This is a genomic window from Acidovorax facilis, assembly GCF_023913775.1.
Taxonomy (GTDB): domain Bacteria; phylum Pseudomonadota; class Gammaproteobacteria; order Burkholderiales; family Burkholderiaceae_C; genus Acidovorax; species Acidovorax facilis.
Genome location: NZ_JAMXAX010000078.1, coordinates 11,750 through 28,664, shown reverse-complemented (window position 1 = coordinate 28,664; position 16,915 = coordinate 11,750). Strand labels below are relative to the sequence as shown.

The following is a 16,915-nucleotide window of genomic DNA, read 5'->3' as shown; positions in this document are numbered from 1 at the left end:
GGCATCGTCAAAGGCTGAAGTCATAGTCCACCGTGATGGGAGCGTGGTCTGAGAACTTTTCACCTTTGTAGATGGATTCAGCACGTGCCAGCGCCGCGAGCGCGGGGGTGGCCAGGTGGTAGTCCAGCCGCCAACCCACGTTGTTGGCATACGCCTGCCCCCGGTTGCTCCACCATGTGTAGGCGGTGTCTGTGGCGGTAGGTTGTAACTGACGGTAAACGTCTATGATGCCGCCGCCCTCATCAGTTGTGTGCAACAGTTTTGTCATCCAGGCCCGTTCTTCGGGTAAAAAACCACTGTTTTTCTGGTTGCTGCGCCAGTTTTTGAGGTCGATTTGCTGGTGCGCAATGTTGATGTCGCCGCACAGAATGAAGTCACGTTCGCGCTTGACTTTCATCAGGTGGGGATGGATCTCGGCCAGGAACCGGAACTTCGCCTGCTGGCGTTCTTCGCCCGAGGAACCACTCGGAAAGTAAGCGCTGATGATCGACAGCTTGCGGGCCGGTGTGTCAAAACGCAGCTCCACATATCGGCCTTCTGTATCGAATTCCGCTGACCCATAGCCAATGACTACATCAGAGGGTTCGTGCCGGGTATAGATGCCCACGCCGGAATAGCCCTTTTTTTGGGCATAGTGGAAGTGGCCCTGCAGGCCCGCCATGCGCTCGAACCGGTTGGCCATGTCGGCAGCCTGGGCCTTCACTTCCTGCACACAAATACAATCCGGCCGCGTGGCTGCCATCCAGCTTTCCACGCCTTTGCTGGTGGCCGAGCGGATGCCATTGAGATTGAGGCTGGTTAACTTGAACAAGGAATTCCCCATGGTGGATGTTGGCGCGCAAACCTCTGAACAGGGCCAGCTGGCGCAGGATTTTGTACGTTTTGCCGTCGAATCGGGCGTGTTGCGGTTTGGCGAATTCAAGACCAAGGCGGGGCGCCTGAGCCCGTATTTCTTCAACGCAGGGCTGTTCGACGATGGCCGCAAGATCGGGCGGCTCGCGGAATTCTATGCAAAAGCCCTGCTGGCCAGCGGCATCGAATTCGACATGGTGTTCGGCCCTGCCTACAAGGGCATTCCGCTGGCCGCTACCGTGGCCGTGGAGCTGGCGCGCCTGGGCCGTAACGTGCCTTTTGCCTACAACCGCAAGGAGGCCAAGGACCATGGTGAGGGCGGCACGCTGGTGGGGGCACCCCTCAAAGGCCGTGTGCTGATCGTGGACGACGTGATGTCGGCTGGCACCGCCGCCCGCGAGTCCATCGCCATCATCCGCGCTGCGGGTGCCACGCCGCATGCGGTTGCAATTGCGCTGGACCGCCAGGAAAAAGCCACGGAGAATGGCCAGGACGTGGACCACAGCGCCGTGCAGTACGTGCGCGAGCAACTGGGCATGCAGGTGTGTGCCATTGCCCGGTTGGCAGACTTATTGCTGTATCTCTCCCAAAACGGGGAAGAGGGGATGCGCTCGCATCACGAAAAAGTGCTGGCCTATCGCCAGCGGTACGGTGTTAACGAAGGGTAGACCATTTGAGCAAGTCGGCGTGGATCATGGGCGGGGTGATGCTGCTCACCCTGGGCGCAGAGCTGGCCTCGGCACAGTCCCAGGGTGCGACGGGCGGTATCTACACGTGCGTGGACCGCAACGGCCGTCGGCTGACGGCCGACCGGCCCATCCCGGAATGCCTGGACCGCGAGCAGCGCGAACTCAGCCCTTCGGGCATAACGCGCCGCCAGATTGGCCCCTCGCTCACCGAGCTGGAGCGCGCAGCCCAGGACGCCCAGAACCGCAAGGATGCCGAAGAGCGCGCCCGTGTGGTGGAAGAGCGCCGCCGCGAACGCGTGCTGGTGGCCCGCTACCCCGACAAGGCTGCCCACGATGTGGAGCGCGCTGCGGCCATCCAGATGGTGGATGACGTGACGGCCACCGCAGAAAAGCGAACACTGGAGCTGAAGGCGGAGCGCAAGAAGCTCGATGTGGAGATGGAGTTCTACAAGAAGGACCCCAATAAGGCCCCCATGACGCTGCGCCGCAAGATCGCTGAGATTGACGACAGCCTGGCCGAGCAGCAGCGCTTCATCGCGGGGCAAGATCAGGAAAAGCGCCGTGTGCATGCGCGGTTTGACACCGAGCTGGCGCAGTTGCGAAAGCTGTGGGATGCGCAGCGTGTGCCTCCCTCCGCAGCGTCTGCTGTTGCGGCGCCCGCTGCCAGCGCGGTGCCTGCGGGCGGCAGTCGATAACCCGCCAGGGTAGGGTAGCAGCGGGCCAAAGAACTCGCCGCATCGCTGCCTCGGATGGACAGCAAAAAGAACAAAGGGGCCTTTCGGCCCCTTTGTCTTTGCGGCAGCTTCAACAGCCTTGCCTTCAGCCCGCCAGTTTGGCGCGCAGCAGGTCGTTGACTTGCTGCGGGTTGGCCTTGCCCTTGCTGGCCTTCATCGCTTGGCCGACCAGTGCATTAAACGCCTTGTCCTTGCCCGCGCGGAACTGGGCCACGTTGTCGGGGTTGGCGGCAATCACTTCGTCGATGATCTTCTCCAGCGCGCCGGAGTCGTTCATCTGCTTGAGTCCCTTGGATTCGATGACGGCATCCACGTCGTTGGACTCTCCGGTCCACAGCGCGTCAAACACCTGCTTGGCGGCGTTGTTGGAGATCGTGCCGTCGGCAATGCGGCCGATCAATGCGGCCAGCTGAGTTGCCGTGACAGGGGCCTGCTCGATACCGGTCTCCGCCATGTTCAGGCGGCGCGACACCTCTCCCATGATCCAGTTGCTGGCCAGCTTGGGCTGGCTGCAGGCTTTGGCCACTGCTTCGAAGTACGCCGCCATGGCTTTGCTCTGCGTGAGCGTGGTGGCGTCGTACTCGGGCAGGCCATAGTCCGCCACAAAACGTGCGGCCATGGTACGAGGCAATTCGGCCATTTGCGCCTGTTCTTCCTGCACCCACTGCTCTGAAATGTGTAGTGGAGGCAGGTCGGGGTCTGGGAAGTAGCGGTAGTCCGCCGCATCTTCCTTGGTCCGCATCGCGCGCGTTTCGCCCGTGTCCGGGTCGAACAGCACGGTGGCCTGCTGGATCGCGTGGCCGTCCTCGATCTGCTCGATCTGCCAGCGGATCTCGTAGTCGATGGCCTGCTGCATGAACTTGAACGAGTTCAGGTTCTTGATCTCGCGTCGTGTGCCCAATTCGGCGCCGGGCTTGCGCACCGACACGTTGGCGTCGCAGCGGAAGCTGCCTTCCTGCATGTTGCCGTCGCAGATGCCGATCCAGGTGACGATCTTGTGCAGCTCCTTGGCATACGCCACGGCCTCTTCGGACGAGCGCATGTCGGGCTCGGTCACGATCTCCAGCAGCGGCGTGCCCGCGCGGTTCAGGTCGATACCACTCTGGCCGATGAAGTCTTCGTGCAGCGATTTGCCGGCGTCTTCTTCGAGGTGGGCACGCACCAGGCGCACGGTCTTTTTCTCGTCACCCAGAAAGAACTCGACCTCGCCGCCCTGCACCACTGGGATCTCGAACTGGCTGATCTGGTAGCCCTTGGGGAGATCAGGGTAGAAGTAGTTCTTGCGCGCGAAAATGCTCACGGGCGCAATGTGGGAGCCGAGGGCCAGTCCCAATTTGATAGCGCAGGCCACGGCTTCGCGGTTCATCACCGGCAAGGTGCCGGGCAAGGCCAGGTCCACTGCGCAAGCTTGCGTGTTGGGCTCGGCGCCAAAGGCGGTGGGAGCACGGCTGAAGATCTTGCTCTGGGTTGCGAGCTGGGTGTGGGTTTCGAAGCCGATGACAACTTCGTAGCCATGGATCAGTTTGGCGGTCATGTCAGAAGCCCTCCGGACGGCGGAGGTGGAAGTCGGTGGCTTGCTGCAGGCGGTGCGCAGCGTTCAGAAGGCGGGCTTCCTGGAAGTAGTTGCCCAGCAGTTGCAGGCCCACGGGCAAACCGCCCTCGCCAAAACCGGCGGGCACGCTCATGCCGGGCAGGCCAGCCAGCGAGCCGGGCAGGGTGAAGATGTCGGCCAGGTAGTCGGCCAGCGGGTCGTTGCCGTGGTCGCCCAGCTTCCAGGCCACCGTGGGGGCCACGGGGCCGGCGATGACATCGCATTCCTTGAACGCGTTCTGGAAGTCGTCGGCGATCATGCGGCGGATCTTCTGTGCCTGCAGGTAGTAGGCGTCGTAGTAGCCGTGCGAGAGCACATAGGCGCCGATCATGATGCGGCGCTTGACCTCGTCGCCAAAACCTTCGGCGCGGGTCTTCTTGTACATGTCCACCAGATCGGTGTAGTCCTTGGCGCGGTGGCCGAACTTCACGCCGTCAAAGCGAGAGAGGTTGGACGACGCCTCGGCCGGGGCAATGATGTAGTAGACCGGGATGGACAGCTGCGTGCGCGGCAGGCTGATGGGCACGAGCTTGGCGCCGAGCTTCTCGTATTCCTTCAGGGCACCATCTACGGCGGCGCGCACATCGGGCGCCAGGCCTTCGCCAAAGAACTCGGCGGGGATGCCGATGCGCAGGCCATCGATGCTGTCGTTGAGCTTGGCGCTGAAGTTTTCGGCAGGCACATCGAGCGACGTGGAGTCGCGGTCCGGGTCCGGGCCGCACATGGCGGACAGCAGCAGCGCGCAGTCTTCGGCCGAGCGGGCCATGGGGCCAGCCTGGTCGAGGCTGGAGGCAAACGCGATCATGCCGTAGCGGCTGGCGCGCCCGTAGGTAGGCTTGATGCCGGTGATGCCGCAGAACGAGGCGGGTTGGCGGATGGAGCCGCCAGTGTCGGTGCCGGTGACGGCCGGGGCCAGGCGCGCGGCCACGGCCACGGCGCTGCCGCCGGACGAGCCACCCGGGATGCGGTCGGTGGCCCAAGGGTTGCGCACGGGGGCGGGGGCGTCAAAGCCCACGGGGGCGACGGCGGAGTTCTCGTTGGCCGAGCCCATGGCGAACTCGTCACAGTTGAGCTTGCCCAGTGTCACGGCCCCCGCGTCGGCCAGCTTGGTGACCACGGTGGCGTCAAAGGGCGACTGGTAGCCCGCGAGCATCTTGGAGCCGGCGGTGCTGGGGAAATCCTTGGTGACAAAGATGTCCTTGTGCGCAATCGGCACGCCCGCCAGCGGGCCGGCGGTGCCTGCGGCGATGGCTGCGTCTTGCGCGCGGGCCTGGGCCAGAGTGATGTCCGGGTTCACGGCCACGTAGGCGCCCAGGTTCTGGTGGGCCTGTGCGCGGGCGAGGAAATGCTGGGCGGCCTCGACGGCCGAGACGCGGCGCTCGCGCAGCTCGGTGGCCAGCTGGGCCACGCCCAGGTCATGCAATGCGGTGGAAGTCATGCGGCGGGGCTCTTACTCAATCACTTTGGGCACGAGGAACAGGCCTCGTTCGACAGCGGGGGCGCTTTGCTGGTTGGCTTCGCGCTGGTTGGGCTCGCTGGCCAGGTCTTCGCGCAGGCGCAGCTGCACGTCCTGGATGGCGGCCACGGGGTGGGCCAGGGGCGTGACGCCCGAGGTATCCACAGCCCGCATCTGTTCCACGATGTCAAAGAAACCATTGAGCTGCGTGAGCATGCGCTCACTTTCGGAGGGTGTCAGCTCAAGCCGCGCCAAGTTGGCAATGCGGCCGATGTCCTGGGGGGTCAGTGCCATAGGGAGGAGAATCTAGAGAAACCAGAAGTAAAGCTGTGATCCGGGCTGCGCCGGAGGGAGTTATTCACAGGGGATGGGGTATTATCCCGGCTTTGCCGCAAAGCTCCCGGAATGGGAGTCAATTGCGTGAAAAAAGCCAATAAACACCCCTGAAATACCTGGCGATGGCAGGCCGACGCGCATGCCGTGCCCGAGAGGACTTTTGAATGTTCGGAGCTTTCCGTCGGTACTTCTCCACCGACCTTGCCATTGACCTTGGCACAGCCAACACCCTCATCTTCGCCCGCGACAAAGGTATCGTTCTTGATGAACCTTCCGTCGTCGCCATCCGCCATGAAGGTGGCCCCCACGGCAAGAAAGTCATCCAGGCCGTAGGTCGTGAAGCCAAGGCCATGTTGGGTAAGGTGCCCGGCAACATCGAAGCCATCCGGCCCATGAAGGATGGCGTGATTGCCGACTTCGTGATCACCGAGCAGATGATCAAGCAGTTCATCAAGATGGTGCACCCGCGCACGCTGTTCACCCCCAGCCCGCGCATCATCATCTGTGTGCCCTGCGGCTCCACCCAGGTCGAGCGCCGCGCCATCAAGGACGCGGCCGAGGCTGCGGGCGCCACAGCGGTGTACCTGATCGAAGAACCCATGGCTGCTGGCATCGGCGCTGGTCTGCCCGTCTCGGAAGCCTCGGGCTCCATGGTCGTGGACATCGGTGGCGGCACCACCGAAGTGGGCGTGATCTCGCTGGGCGGCATGGTCTACAAGGGCAGCGTCCGTGTGGGCGGCGACAAGTTTGACGAGGCCATCATCAGCTACATCCGCCGCAACTACGGCATGTTGATCGGCGAGCCCACGGCCGAAGCCATCAAGAAGAACATCGGCTCGGCTTTCCCGGGCTCCGAAGTGCGTGAGATGGAAGTCAAGGGCCGCAACCTCAGCGAGGGCGTGCCACGCAGCTTCACCATTTCGTCCAACGAAGTGCTGGAAGCCCTGACCGACCCGCTCAACCAGATCGTCTCGGCCGTGAAGAACGCGCTGGAACAAACCCCCCCTGAGCTGGGCGCCGACATTGCCGACCGGGGCATGATGCTGACCGGCGGCGGCGCGCTGCTGCGCGACCTGGACCGCCTGCTGGCCGAGGAAACCGGCCTGCCCGTGCTGGTGGCCGAAGACCCGCTGACCTGCGTGGTGCGCGGCTGCGGCATCGCCCTGGAGCGTATGGACCGCCTGGGCAGCATTTTCACGAGCGAGTAAGCCAGCGGGCCTGTATGCTGCAGGCACTTTTTTCGCTCTGAATTGCATGACTGCACCTGCTCCAATGCTTGTTTCTGAGCACCCGCCCGTGGAGCCGCCTCCACGCGGCAGACCCTGACCGCTGCGCACCATGCCCCTGGGTACTCTGGAGCGCAGCGCTCCCCCTTTCTTCAAACAGGGCCCTTCGGCCCTGTCGCGTTTGGCCGTGTTCAGCGCGCTGGCGCTGTTCCTTATGGTGGCCGATGCACGCTTTCAGATCACCGGCCCTTTCCGCCAGGCCGTGGCCACGGTGCTGTACCCCGTGCAGTGGCTCATGCTGCAGCCCGTGGAATTCGCCAGCCACGGGCGCAGCTATTTCCAGTCGCTGCAAACCGCGCAGGATGACCTGGATGCCGCCCGCAAGAAAATGACCGTGATGGGCCAGCGGGCCAACCAGGCCGATCAGCTGGCGATGGAAAACCAGCGGCTGCGCAAACTGCTGGAGCTGCGCGACAGGCTGCAGACACCCGCCCAGGCGGCCGAGGTGATCTACGACACGGCCGACCCCTACACGCGCCGCGTGGTGCTGGACCGGGGGCAGATGGGTGGCGTGGAACTGGGCGCCCCCGTGATGGATGAAGCCGGTGTGCTGGGTCAGGTCACCCGCGTGTTCCCGCTGGTCAGCGAAGTCACCTTGCTGGTAGACCGCGATCAGGCGATTCCGGTGCTGAACATCCGTACCGGTGTGCGCGGCGTGGCCTATGGCGACCCGGTGGCGGGCCATGGCGGTGGCATGGAGCTGCGCTTCATGCCCGCCAATGCAGACATTCGCGAGGACGACCTGCTGACCACCAGCGGTGTGGACGGTCTGTACCCGCCCGGCCTGCCTGTGGCGCGCGTGGTGCGGGTGGAGCGCCGTGCCGACTCTGCGTTTGCGCGCATCTATTGCATACCGCTCGCCCAGGTGCAGGGCGCGCGCCATGTGGTGGTGCTCAAGCCGCTGGCCGACAATGAACTGGCGCGTCCCGAACCCGCCCCGGCTGTCCCCGCCAACAAGCGCGGAGGCCGCAAGTGAGCCACCGCTTGACCCCACAAGGAGGCCCACGATGATCATGCCGCGTGGTGAGCCCCTGCTGATGCCGGTGAACCCGGTCTTCATCTGGGCCAGCTTGGCTGTGGGCCTGGCCATCAACATGCTGCCGCTCGGCCGCATCGTCTGGACGCCCGATGTGCTCATGGTGTTGTTGGTCTTCTGGGGTGTGCACCAGCCGCTGCGTATCGGCATGGGGGTAGCGTTCCTGCTGGGCCTGTGCATGGACGTGAGCCAGTCGGCGCTGCTGGGCCAGCATGCGCTGTCCTATACCGTGCTGTCGTTTGGCGCGATTGCCATCCACCGCCGCCTGCTGTGGTTCAGCGTGCCGTCGCAGGCCTTGCAGGTGTTGCCTCTGTTTGCCCTCGCCCACGCGATCGAGCTCTTGCTGCGGATGGCGTCCGGGGGCATATTCCCGGGGCTGTGGAGTTTTCTCGCACCGGTGCTGGAGGCCTTGCTGTGGCCCCTGGCCAGCTGGGTGCTTCTGGCTCCGCAGCGCCGCCCGCCCGACCGCGACCAGAACCGGCCTCTGTAGCCCATGCCTTTCTTGATGCCCGCGCATTTCGCCAGCGTTCCGCCTTGGCCCCTGGGGGTTGAGCCTGGGCTTGCGCGCGCCCGAATGGGAGGGTGGGCGTGACTGAGGTGCGCAGCAGCGAAGCCGATGCTTCGCGCTTTCGGGTGCGGGCCCTGGTCATCGGCGCCCTGGTGTTTTTTGCGTTCTGCCTCATCGCTGCCCGGCTGGTGTATCTGCAGGTGGTCCGGCACGAAGACCTAGCGGCGCAGGCCGAGAGCAACCGCACGGCGGTGGTGCCCATCGTGCCCAACCGGGGGCTCATCCTGGACCGCAACGGCGTGGTGCTGGCCACCAACTATTCGGCCTACACACTGGAGATCACGCCCTCACGCGTCGGGGTGCTGGACGAGACCATCGACGAGTTGTCCAAGGTGGTGGAAATCCAGAGCCGTGACCGGCGCCGCTTCAAGCGGCTCATGGAAGAGTCGCGCAACTTCGAGTCCCTCCCCATCCGCACGCGGCTGACCGACCAGGAAGTGGCGCGGTTCACCGCGCAGCGCTACCGTTTTCCGGGCGTGGACATCAAGGCACGGTTGTTTCGCAACTACCCGCTGGGTGACGTGGCCAGCCATGCCATCGGCTACATCGGCCGCATCAACCAGACGGAGAAGGCGCGCATCCAGGACTCCGAAGACGAGGCCAACTACCGGGGCACCGAATACATCGGCAAGCTGGGCATCGAGCAGAGCTTCGAGTCAGCCCTGCACGGCGCCACCGGGGTCGAGCAGATGGAAACTTCGGCCGGGGGGCGGGCGTTGCGCAAGCTCTCCAGCCACGCGGCCACGCCCGGCGACAGTGTGATGCTGTCGATCGACATCAAGCTGCAAAAGCTCATTGAAGACATGTACGGCAACCGCCGGGGCGCGTTGGTGGCCATCGACCCGCGCAACGGCGAGATCCTGGCGCTGGTGAGCAAGCCCACGTTCGATCCCAATCTGTTCGTCGAAGGCATCGACGTGGAGAACTGGACCGCGCTCAACGAATCCATCGACAAGCCCCTGCTCAACCGCGCCATGCGCGGCACCTACCCGCCGGGCTCCACCTACAAGCCTTTCATGGCGCTGGCCGCGCTGCAGCTGGGCAAGCGCTCGCCCAGCATGGTGGTCAACGACCCGGGCTTTTTTACCTTCGGCGGCCACACCTTCCGCAGCCACGAGGGCGGGCTTGGCGGGGTGGACATGCACCGCGCCATCCAGCAGTCGAGCAACACGTATTTCTATTCGCTGGCGGTGGAGATGGGTGTCGATGCCATCCATGACTTCATGAAGCCGCTGGGCTTTGGACAGTCCACGGGCATCGACCTCAATGGCGAAGTGCGCGGCACCTTGCCCAGCACCGAGTGGAAGCGCAATGCCTACAAGCGCCCCGAGATGAAGCGCTGGTTCCCCGGCGAAACCGTGTCGCTGGGCATTGGCCAGGGCTACAACAACTTCACGATGCTGCAGCTGGCGCTGGCGCAGGCCACGCTGGCCAACGGCGGTATTCGCTACCGGCCGCACATGGCCAAGGCGGTGAAAAACGCGGTCACGGGCGCCGTCACCGAGATCAGCCAGCCGCCTGGAGTGGATCTGGGTTTTTTGCCGAAGAACGTGGACATCGTGCGCAACGCCATGGTGGCGGTGAACAAGGGCGGCACCGGCACGCGCGTGTTTGCCGGGGCGCCCTACACCTCGGGCGGCAAGACCGGCACAGCCCAGGCGGTGACGATGGGCCAGAACGTGAAGTACAACGCCAAGGCGCTGGAAGAACACCAGCGTGACCACTCGCTGTTTGCCGCCTTTGCTCCTGCCGAAAACCCCACCATCGTGATTGCGGCCATCGTGGAAAACGCCGGGTTCGGCGCTGCGCACGCCGCCCCCATCGCGCGCCGGGTGTTTGACTACTGGCTGCTGGGCGACTATCCCAACGAGGAAGACATGGCGGCGGTGCAAAAAGGCCTGGCCTCGGCCCCGATCGGCAAGCCCCGCAAAGCGGTCGATGTGCCGCTGATTGCGCCGTAGTTTGCTATATAAATAATAGCTTTTTGCGCTTTGTGGATAAGCGCTAGAGCCCATTTTGGCTTGAAATGGCCGCGCCCGTGGTGCCCGTGCACTAGTCCACTGAATTTCAGTGGACTAGCGGAACAGGCTCCGCCAGACCATGGGTGGCGTTCCCCAGGGAGGAAGGCGCGGAGCGGCTCGGAGGGCGTACCGCGCCTCTCAGGCCCGTTGCGTCCGGCCCGCGCGCGCAGCAGGCTGGATCTGGCTGAACACCAGCGCTGCCACGATGAGCGCGGCGCCACCGAGCCCCGCCCAGCCCAGCCTCTCCCCGAGCAGCACCCAGGCTGTGAGGGCCGCGAACACCGGCTCCAGCCCGAACACGATGGCGCTGCGCATGGCGTCCACGCGCTGCTGGCCCCAGGCCTGCAGCGTCACCACCACTACGCTGGCCAGCAGGCCCAGGTACAGCAGCGCCAGCAACGCATCCAGAGGCAGGTCGGCCACGGACCGTAGCCAGCCCATGCCCTCGCCCTGCGCCAGCAGCAGCGCGGTGGAGGCCAGCGCCATCACCGTGGCCTGCGCGGCGGCCATGCGGGTGGCCCGCAGCGGCTGCGCGGCCGTGCGGCGTGCGCACTCTTCCAGCGCCAGGATGTACAGCGCGTAGAACACGGTGCTGGCCAGCGTCAGCGTATCGCCCAGGTTCCAGGGCTCGTTTTCGTGGAACATCAGCGCCATGCCCGCCAGCGCCATCACGCAGGCACCCCAGAGTCGCCAGCCATAGCGCCGTCCCAGGAAGGCCATGGCGATCAGCGGCACCACCAGCACGTTCAGGCCGGTGACAAACGCATTGCGGTTGCTGCTGGTGCGCGCGAGGCCTTCGATCTGCAGCCAGAACGCCAGGAACAGCAGCAACCCCAGCGCGCAGCCCCAGCGCCGCTCGTGGCGCAGCATGCCGCGCCACAACGGCGCCAGCACCAGCAGCGCGATCACGAACCGCAGCCAGATGATCTGCAGCGCGTCCAGGTGAGCCGAGAGCAGTTTCATCGCCGGGAAGGTGGTGCCCCACACCACGGTCACAGCCAACAGGGCCATCAGGCCCCAGCGTTCAGTACGCATCGACAAATTCCTAAATACCCAAAAGAAAAAAGGGCCGCCGGTTGCCCGGGCGGCCTTTGCAGTGCGGCGCGGCGCGGATTTAATCAGTGGCTGACCTGCCCCAGAAACGCGCGGATGCGGTCATTGGCCGGGTTGCTGAAGAACTCCTGCGGCGGCGCATCGTGCGCAATGCGGCCTTGATCGAAGAACATCACGCGGTCGGCCACCTCGCGCGCAAAGCCCATTTCGTGGGTGACCACAATCATGGTCATGCCACCACGTGCGAGGCCTCGCATCACGTCCAGCACTTCCTTGACCATCTCGGGGTCGAGTGCCGATGTGGGCTCGTCAAACAGCATCACCTTGGGTTGCATGGCCAGCGCCCGCGCAATGGCCACCCGCTGCTGCTGCCCGCCCGACAGCTGCCACGGGTACTTGTGTGCGTGGTCCTGCATGCCCACGCGGCGCAGCAGCTGCATGGCTTCGTCGTTGGCCTGGGTGCGCGGGGTGCGGCGAATGCGGCGGGGCGCCAGCGTCACGTTGTCCAGCACGCTCATGTGGCCGAACAGGTTGAACTGCTGGAACACCATGCCCACCTCGCAGCGCTGGCGCTGCAGGGTGGCGAGGTCGTCGCAGACGTCCACGCCATCGATGGTGATGCGCCCGCTGTCGTGGGGCTCCAGCCGGTTGATGGCACGCAGCAGCGTGCTCTTGCCCGAGCCTGAGGCGCCAATGATGACCGTCACCTCACCGGTGTGGAACACGGTGGACACGTCCTTGAGCACCTGGTGTGCACCAAACGACTTGCACACCCGCTCGGCCACGATGTAGGGCTTGGGCTGGTTGGTCGTTGCGGTCATCGGTTGCGCCCTTCCACGTCAAAGCGGTATTCGACGGCGTTGGAGACTTGCGTGACCAGCGTGGTCAGCAGCAGGTAGGTGATGGCCACCGTGGTCAGCGTGGCAATGGGCTGGAACGTGGCCGACTGGATGCGGTTGCCCACATTGGTCAGCTCCACCACGCCGATGGCGTAGGCCAGCGATGAGTCCTTGAGCAGCGCCACAAAGTTGCTCACAAGCGGCGGCAGCGAGATCTTGAACGCCTGCGGAAACACCACGTCCAGGAACACATGCATGCGGCCCAGGCCCAGCGCCTTGGCGGCCTCGGTCTGCCCGCGCGGCACGGCCAGCAGGCCAGCGCGCAGGGCTTCGGCGTTGTAGGCGCCCACGTTCAGCCCCAGGGCCACGACGGCGGCGGCAAAGTCGGGCAGGTTCAGCCCCGGCACCAGCACGGGCAGGGCAAAGTACACAAACAGGATCTGCACCAGGAGCGGCGTGCCGCGAATAGCCCAGATGTACACTCCAGCCATCCAGCGCACGGCCGTCCAGCGGGCGGTGCGGGCCAGCGCCGCCGCCGTGCCCAGCACCAGGCCCACGGCACCACTGACCAGCGTGAGCCACAGCGTGGTGCGCGCGCCTTCGGAAAACGCCTGGGCGTTGGGGCCGATGGGGTCGGGAAAGAACGAAAGCAACTGGCCCAGCAACGAGAGGGCCAGAACCATCAGCACCAGTGCAGCGACCAGCGTGGCATTGCTGCGCTGCTGTCGGGACCAGCCTTGTGGCCAAAGAGCGAGAAGCATGGATCGGACGACCGGAAGGTCTTGGTTGGAAATCGGGTCGGCGGCAGGACCATGGTGACGCCGTCAAAAACAGCAAAGGGTGCGCAACGGGCCAGGCCCAGCGCACCCCGTAGCGTGTTTTTATATCAGTTGCAGCGCACGTCTTCGTTGAAATACTTCTTGGAGACGGCGGCGTAGGTGCCATCGGCCAGCACTTCGGCAAACGCCTTGTTCCAGGCATCGGCCAGGCCGGTGTTGCCCTTGGCCATGGCGGGGGCGATGCGTTCGATGAACAGCATGTCGCCGAGCTTGAACCCGGCCTTGGCGTTCTTGGCGGCGGCTTCCTTGGCCACGAACTTGTCGCTCACCCAGGCGTCGACGCGTTTGGAGATCAGGGCGCGCTGTGCGTCGGTGTCCTGCGGGAAGTTCTTCACCTCCTTCACCCCGGTGAGCTTCTGCACGTTTTCCAGGTAGCTGGTGCCGGTCTGCACTGCCACCACCTTGCCCGTCAGGTCCTTGGCGTTGCGGATTTTTGCGTCCATGGCCACGATGATGCCGCCCGAGCAGTAGTGGGGGTTGGCAAACGTGACGGCCTTGGAGCGTTCTTCGGTCACGCCGTGTGAGGCAATGACAGCGTCCCAGCGGCTTTGGCCCAGGCCGGTCAGCAGTGCGTCAAAGCCCAGCGTCTTCCATTCGAGCTTCAGGCCCATCTTCTTGACCACCAGCTCTGCCACTTCCACCTCGAAACCCGTCAGCTTGGTGCCTTCGAAGAAGTTGAACGGGGCAAACTGGCCTTCGGTGGCCACGATGATCTTGCCGTCCTTCTTGATTTCGTCCAGCGTGCGGGCCTGGACGGCGAGGGCAGCGCACAGCGCCACGGCGGTGACAACGGCAGACTTGAAAAACTTCATGGCAGGTTCCTGTGGGGGTGGTTCAGGTACAAAAAATCCGGCATGCGGGTAGGCAAGCCGGAGCGGGTGAATGCAGGCATCGCCAACAGCGATGGGCCTCGTCATCAAACGGAAATGCGCAGAAATTATAGGACGGGCGTTCACATTCGGGCCATGCAGGGCAACCCCGATGACCTCGGGGCGCCCTGGTGGTAGGCCAGCTCAGCTTAGCAAGCATGATGCCATCCGGGGCACGAGCCCCTTCGGGCCTCGGCTAGCGCAGGAACGCGTCGTAACCCGTCTTGAGGATCAGCGTGCTCACCACCACGATGAAGATGCCACGCACAAAACCCGTGCCGTGCTTGAGCGCCAGGTGCGTGCCCAGCAGGCTGCCCACCACATTGGCGATGGCCAGCGTCACCGCAAAGTGCCACCACACATGGCCCTTGGCGGCAAACAGCGCGATGGCGGCGATGTTGGTGGCGCAATTGAGCAGCTTGGCCGAGGCCGATGCGTTCAGGAAGTCATAGCCCAGCAGCCGCACAAACAGAAAAACGAAGAAACTGCCGGTGCCCGGGCCGAAGAAGCCGTCATAAAAGCCGATGACCACGCCGATCAGGCAGGCCGCCAGCACTTCGGCCCTGCCCGCAAAGCGGGGTGTGTGGTGCCGCCCCAACTCTTTCTTGGCCAGCGTGTAGACCAGCACCCCCAGCAGCACCAGGGGCAGCAGCTTGCGCAGGAAGTCGGCCGACATCACGGTCACGGCCCAGGCGCCTGCAAACGACCCCGCAAAACCGGCCGCTGCCGCGGGCAGCATGGCTGACCAGCGAACCTGCACCTTGCGGCTGTATTGCCAGGTGGCCATGGCCGTGCCCCACACCGAGGCCGCCTTGTTGGTGCCCAGCAGCGTGGCAGGGGGCGCCCCGGGGAAAGCCGCAAACAGGGCCGGCACCATCACCAGCCCGCCACCCCCCACGATGGCATCCACGAAGCCTGCGAGCAGCGAGGCAAAGGTAATAAAAATCCATTCCATCGCAGGATTTTCGCAGCTTGCCTGCTATGGATTCAGGACTCCCCGGGGCACTGGCGAAAGGGAGGCCAGCGTAGAACAGGCAAGAAAAAGGCGCTGGGATCGCCAGCGCCTGGAAAAAAACGCACCTCGTTGGGTGCTTGAAATTTGTTTATTGGTAGAAAGAGTGTCTCCTCGGGCCCCTCGCTTGGCACACCGAAGCGCGCTTTCGAGTGCCGCAACTGTAGCGACTGCACTCCGCTGGTGCATTGGGGGTTTCCCGCCCCCGTTGTGGGGCAGTGATCGGGTTTCCAGGGGCGGAATCGGGGTGTTGGGGTTGGCACGGCTCGTGCAATCGCGCTGTAACAATTTGCGAAAGGGAGCCGCCATGCGGGGAGTCAACCACCGGTTCGTTGGGGTAGGGTCGCTGTGTCTGGGCCTGTGCGCGAGTGCGCTGGCGCAGACGGCGCCAGAGGTGGCGGCGGGAGCGGTGCCTTCCTTGTCCCTCACACGTCCCGGGCTGGTGGCGCAGTCCACGATCAGCGCGGCAGATACCGCGTGGATGATGACCTCCACAGCGCTGGTGCTGCTGATGACGCTGCCAGGCATTGCCCTGTTCTACGCAGGCATGGTGCGCAAGAAGAACGTGCTCAACACCATGGCCAGCGTGGTGGCCATTGCCGCGCTGGTCAGCCTGCTGTGGTTTGGGGCGGGCTACTCGCTGGCCTTCACCCCGGGCAGCCCCTGGCTGGGGGGATGGGATCGCATCGGCTTTGCGGGCCTGGACTTTCAGCTCGCTGGCGGCAAGCTGGCCGTAAGCCATGTGGCGCCGCACATCCCCGAGTCGGTGTACGCCATGTTCCAGCTCACGTTTGCCATCATCACCGCCGCGCTGCTGGTGGGGGCGTTTGTCGAGCGCATGCGGTTTTCCGCCATGCTGATCTTCATCAGCCTGTGGACCCTGCTGGTCTACGCCCCGGTGGCGCACTGGGTGTGGGAGCCAGGGGGGCTGGCTGGCCCAGATGGGTGCGCTGGACTTTGCCGGAGGCTCGGTGGTGCACGTGAATGCGGGTGTGGCCGGGCTGGTGTGCGCGTGGTTCCTGGGGCGGCGCACGGGCTATGGGCGCGAGGCGTTCGAGCCCTACAACCTGGGGCTGACCATGGCGGGCGCGGGCTTGTTGTGGGTGGGCTGGTTCGGCTTCAACGCAGGCTCTGCCGTGGCCGCCGACGGCCGTGCGGGGCTGGCGATGGCGGTGACGCACCTGGCCGCAGCGGCGGGTGCCTTGTCGTGGATGCTGGGCGAGTGGGTGGTGCGCGGGCGGCCATCCCTGCTGGGGCTTTGCTCTGGCCTGGTGGCGGGCCTGGTGGCCATTACGCCTGCTGCGGGTTTTGTCACGCTGCGCTCGGCAGTGGTGATTGGCGTGGTGGCGGGTTTGGCCTGCTACTGGGGCGCCACGGGGCTCAAGCGCCTGCTGCGCGCCGACGATTCCCTGGACGTGTTTGGGGTGCATGGCATCGGCGGCATCGTGGGCTCGCTGCTCACCGGCATGCTGGCCAGCCGCACCGTGGGGGGTGTGCCAGGCAGCCTGCTCACCCAGGCCATTGGCGTGGGCGCTGTGATGGCCTACAGCCTCGTCGCAACCGCCGTGCTGTTGTGGATCACCAACCTGGCTGTGGGCCTGCGGGTGGATGAGCAGAGCGAGCAGACCGGGCTCGACATTGCCCAGCACCGTGAGCGCCTGGGGAGTTAATGAAGTCCACCTCCCTGATGCCCTGCGGTCCGTCCCCCCGCTCTCGCATTGCTGCGCAATGCGA

15 protein-coding genes and 1 pseudogene are annotated in these 16,915 nt (G+C 64.8%); 7 read left to right on the top strand and 9 right to left on the bottom strand.

The features are described 5' to 3' along the window. Positions 1-7 precede the first annotated feature (7 nt). Positions 8-811 carry an exodeoxyribonuclease III gene (locus NFX52_RS19360; protein ID WP_055394411.1) on the bottom strand — a complete coding sequence of 268 codons (804 nt, stop codon included), beginning with the start codon at positions 809-811 and terminating at the stop codon, positions 8-10. Between the two features lie 10 nt (positions 812-821). Between NFX52_RS19360 and pyrE the strand changes: the two genes are divergently transcribed. Beyond that, the gene (gene pyrE / locus NFX52_RS19355; RefSeq protein ID WP_055394401.1) at positions 822-1,520 is read left to right on the top strand and encodes an orotate phosphoribosyltransferase; all 699 of its coding nucleotides are present in this window, start codon (positions 822-824) and stop codon (positions 1,518-1,520) included. A 5-nt stretch (positions 1,521-1,525) separates the two neighbouring features. Further along, positions 1,526-2,236 (top strand): DUF4124 domain-containing protein, encoded by a 711-nt coding sequence (locus NFX52_RS19350; RefSeq protein WP_121507849.1) that lies wholly within the window; start codon positions 1,526-1,528, stop codon positions 2,234-2,236. Between the two features lie 124 nt (positions 2,237-2,360). On the opposite strand, the gene gatB is transcribed toward NFX52_RS19350, so the two are convergent. Genes gatB through gatC form a run of 3 tightly spaced genes read right to left on the bottom strand, consistent with a single transcriptional unit; the run spans position 2,361 to position 5,616 of the window. Beyond that, a complete protein-coding gene (gene gatB, locus NFX52_RS19345; protein WP_055394397.1) occupies positions 2,361-3,809 on the bottom strand; it encodes an Asp-tRNA(Asn)/Glu-tRNA(Gln) amidotransferase subunit GatB in 1,449 nt (482 codons plus the stop codon). A 1-nt stretch (position 3,810) separates the two neighbouring features. Further along, a complete protein-coding gene (gene gatA, locus NFX52_RS19340; RefSeq protein WP_176887921.1) occupies positions 3,811-5,304 on the bottom strand; it encodes an Asp-tRNA(Asn)/Glu-tRNA(Gln) amidotransferase subunit GatA in 1,494 nt (497 codons plus the stop codon). 12 nt (positions 5,305-5,316) lie between these two features. Then, the gene (gene gatC / locus NFX52_RS19335; RefSeq protein WP_055394393.1) at positions 5,317-5,616 is read right to left on the bottom strand and encodes an Asp-tRNA(Asn)/Glu-tRNA(Gln) amidotransferase subunit GatC; all 300 of its coding nucleotides are present in this window, start codon (positions 5,614-5,616) and stop codon (positions 5,317-5,319) included. A gap of 206 nt (positions 5,617-5,822) precedes the next feature. Between gatC and NFX52_RS19330 the strand changes: the two genes are divergently transcribed. From NFX52_RS19330 to mrdA, 4 genes are all read left to right on the top strand, one after another. Continuing rightward, positions 5,823-6,866, top strand: coding sequence for a rod shape-determining protein (locus NFX52_RS19330; RefSeq protein ID WP_005798130.1), 1,044 nt, complete (start codon positions 5,823-5,825; stop codon positions 6,864-6,866). A gap of 130 nt (positions 6,867-6,996) precedes the next feature. Beyond that, complete coding sequence (gene mreC, locus NFX52_RS19325; protein ID WP_055394389.1) at positions 6,997-7,920, top strand: rod shape-determining protein MreC; 924 nt, start codon at positions 6,997-6,999, stop codon at positions 7,918-7,920. 31 nt (positions 7,921-7,951) lie between these two features. Beyond that, the gene (gene mreD, locus NFX52_RS19320; RefSeq protein ID WP_055394387.1) at positions 7,952-8,470 is read left to right on the top strand and encodes a rod shape-determining protein MreD; all 519 of its coding nucleotides are present in this window, start codon (positions 7,952-7,954) and stop codon (positions 8,468-8,470) included. Positions 8,471-8,568: 98 nt separating this feature from the next. Next, the gene (gene mrdA / locus NFX52_RS19315; RefSeq protein ID WP_055394409.1) at positions 8,569-10,509 is read left to right on the top strand and encodes a penicillin-binding protein 2; all 1,941 of its coding nucleotides are present in this window, start codon (positions 8,569-8,571) and stop codon (positions 10,507-10,509) included. Positions 10,510-10,707: 198 nt separating this feature from the next. Here mrdA and NFX52_RS19310 read toward each other — a convergent pair whose 3' ends face one another. The 5 genes from NFX52_RS19310 to NFX52_RS19290 form a co-directional block, all read right to left on the bottom strand. Beyond that, on the bottom strand, positions 10,708-11,604 hold the full coding sequence (locus tag NFX52_RS19310; protein ID WP_055394385.1) for a DMT family transporter: 897 nt from the start codon (positions 11,602-11,604) through the stop codon (positions 10,708-10,710). Positions 11,605-11,687: 83 nt separating this feature from the next. Beyond that, entirely contained in the window at positions 11,688-12,443 is a 756-nt protein-coding gene (locus NFX52_RS19305; RefSeq protein ID WP_055394382.1) for an amino acid ABC transporter ATP-binding protein, read from the bottom strand. Continuing rightward, positions 12,440-13,222 carry an amino acid ABC transporter permease gene (locus tag NFX52_RS19300; RefSeq protein WP_055394380.1) on the bottom strand — a complete coding sequence of 261 codons (783 nt, stop codon included), beginning with the start codon at positions 13,220-13,222 and terminating at the stop codon, positions 12,440-12,442. The genes NFX52_RS19305 and NFX52_RS19300 overlap by 4 nt, the downstream gene beginning before the upstream one ends. A gap of 125 nt (positions 13,223-13,347) precedes the next feature. Beyond that, complete coding sequence (locus NFX52_RS19295) at positions 13,348-14,112, bottom strand: transporter substrate-binding domain-containing protein (protein ID WP_055394377.1); 765 nt, start codon at positions 14,110-14,112, stop codon at positions 13,348-13,350. 253 nt (positions 14,113-14,365) lie between these two features. Further along, on the bottom strand, positions 14,366-15,124 hold the full coding sequence (locus NFX52_RS19290; protein WP_055394375.1) for a sulfite exporter TauE/SafE family protein: 759 nt from the start codon (positions 15,122-15,124) through the stop codon (positions 14,366-14,368). 364 nt (positions 15,125-15,488) lie between these two features. On the opposite strand from NFX52_RS19290, the pseudogene NFX52_RS19285 reads away from it, so the two are divergent. Continuing rightward, positions 15,489-16,851: pseudogene (locus NFX52_RS19285) on the top strand (ammonium transporter). Positions 16,852-16,915: the final 64 nt, after the last annotated feature.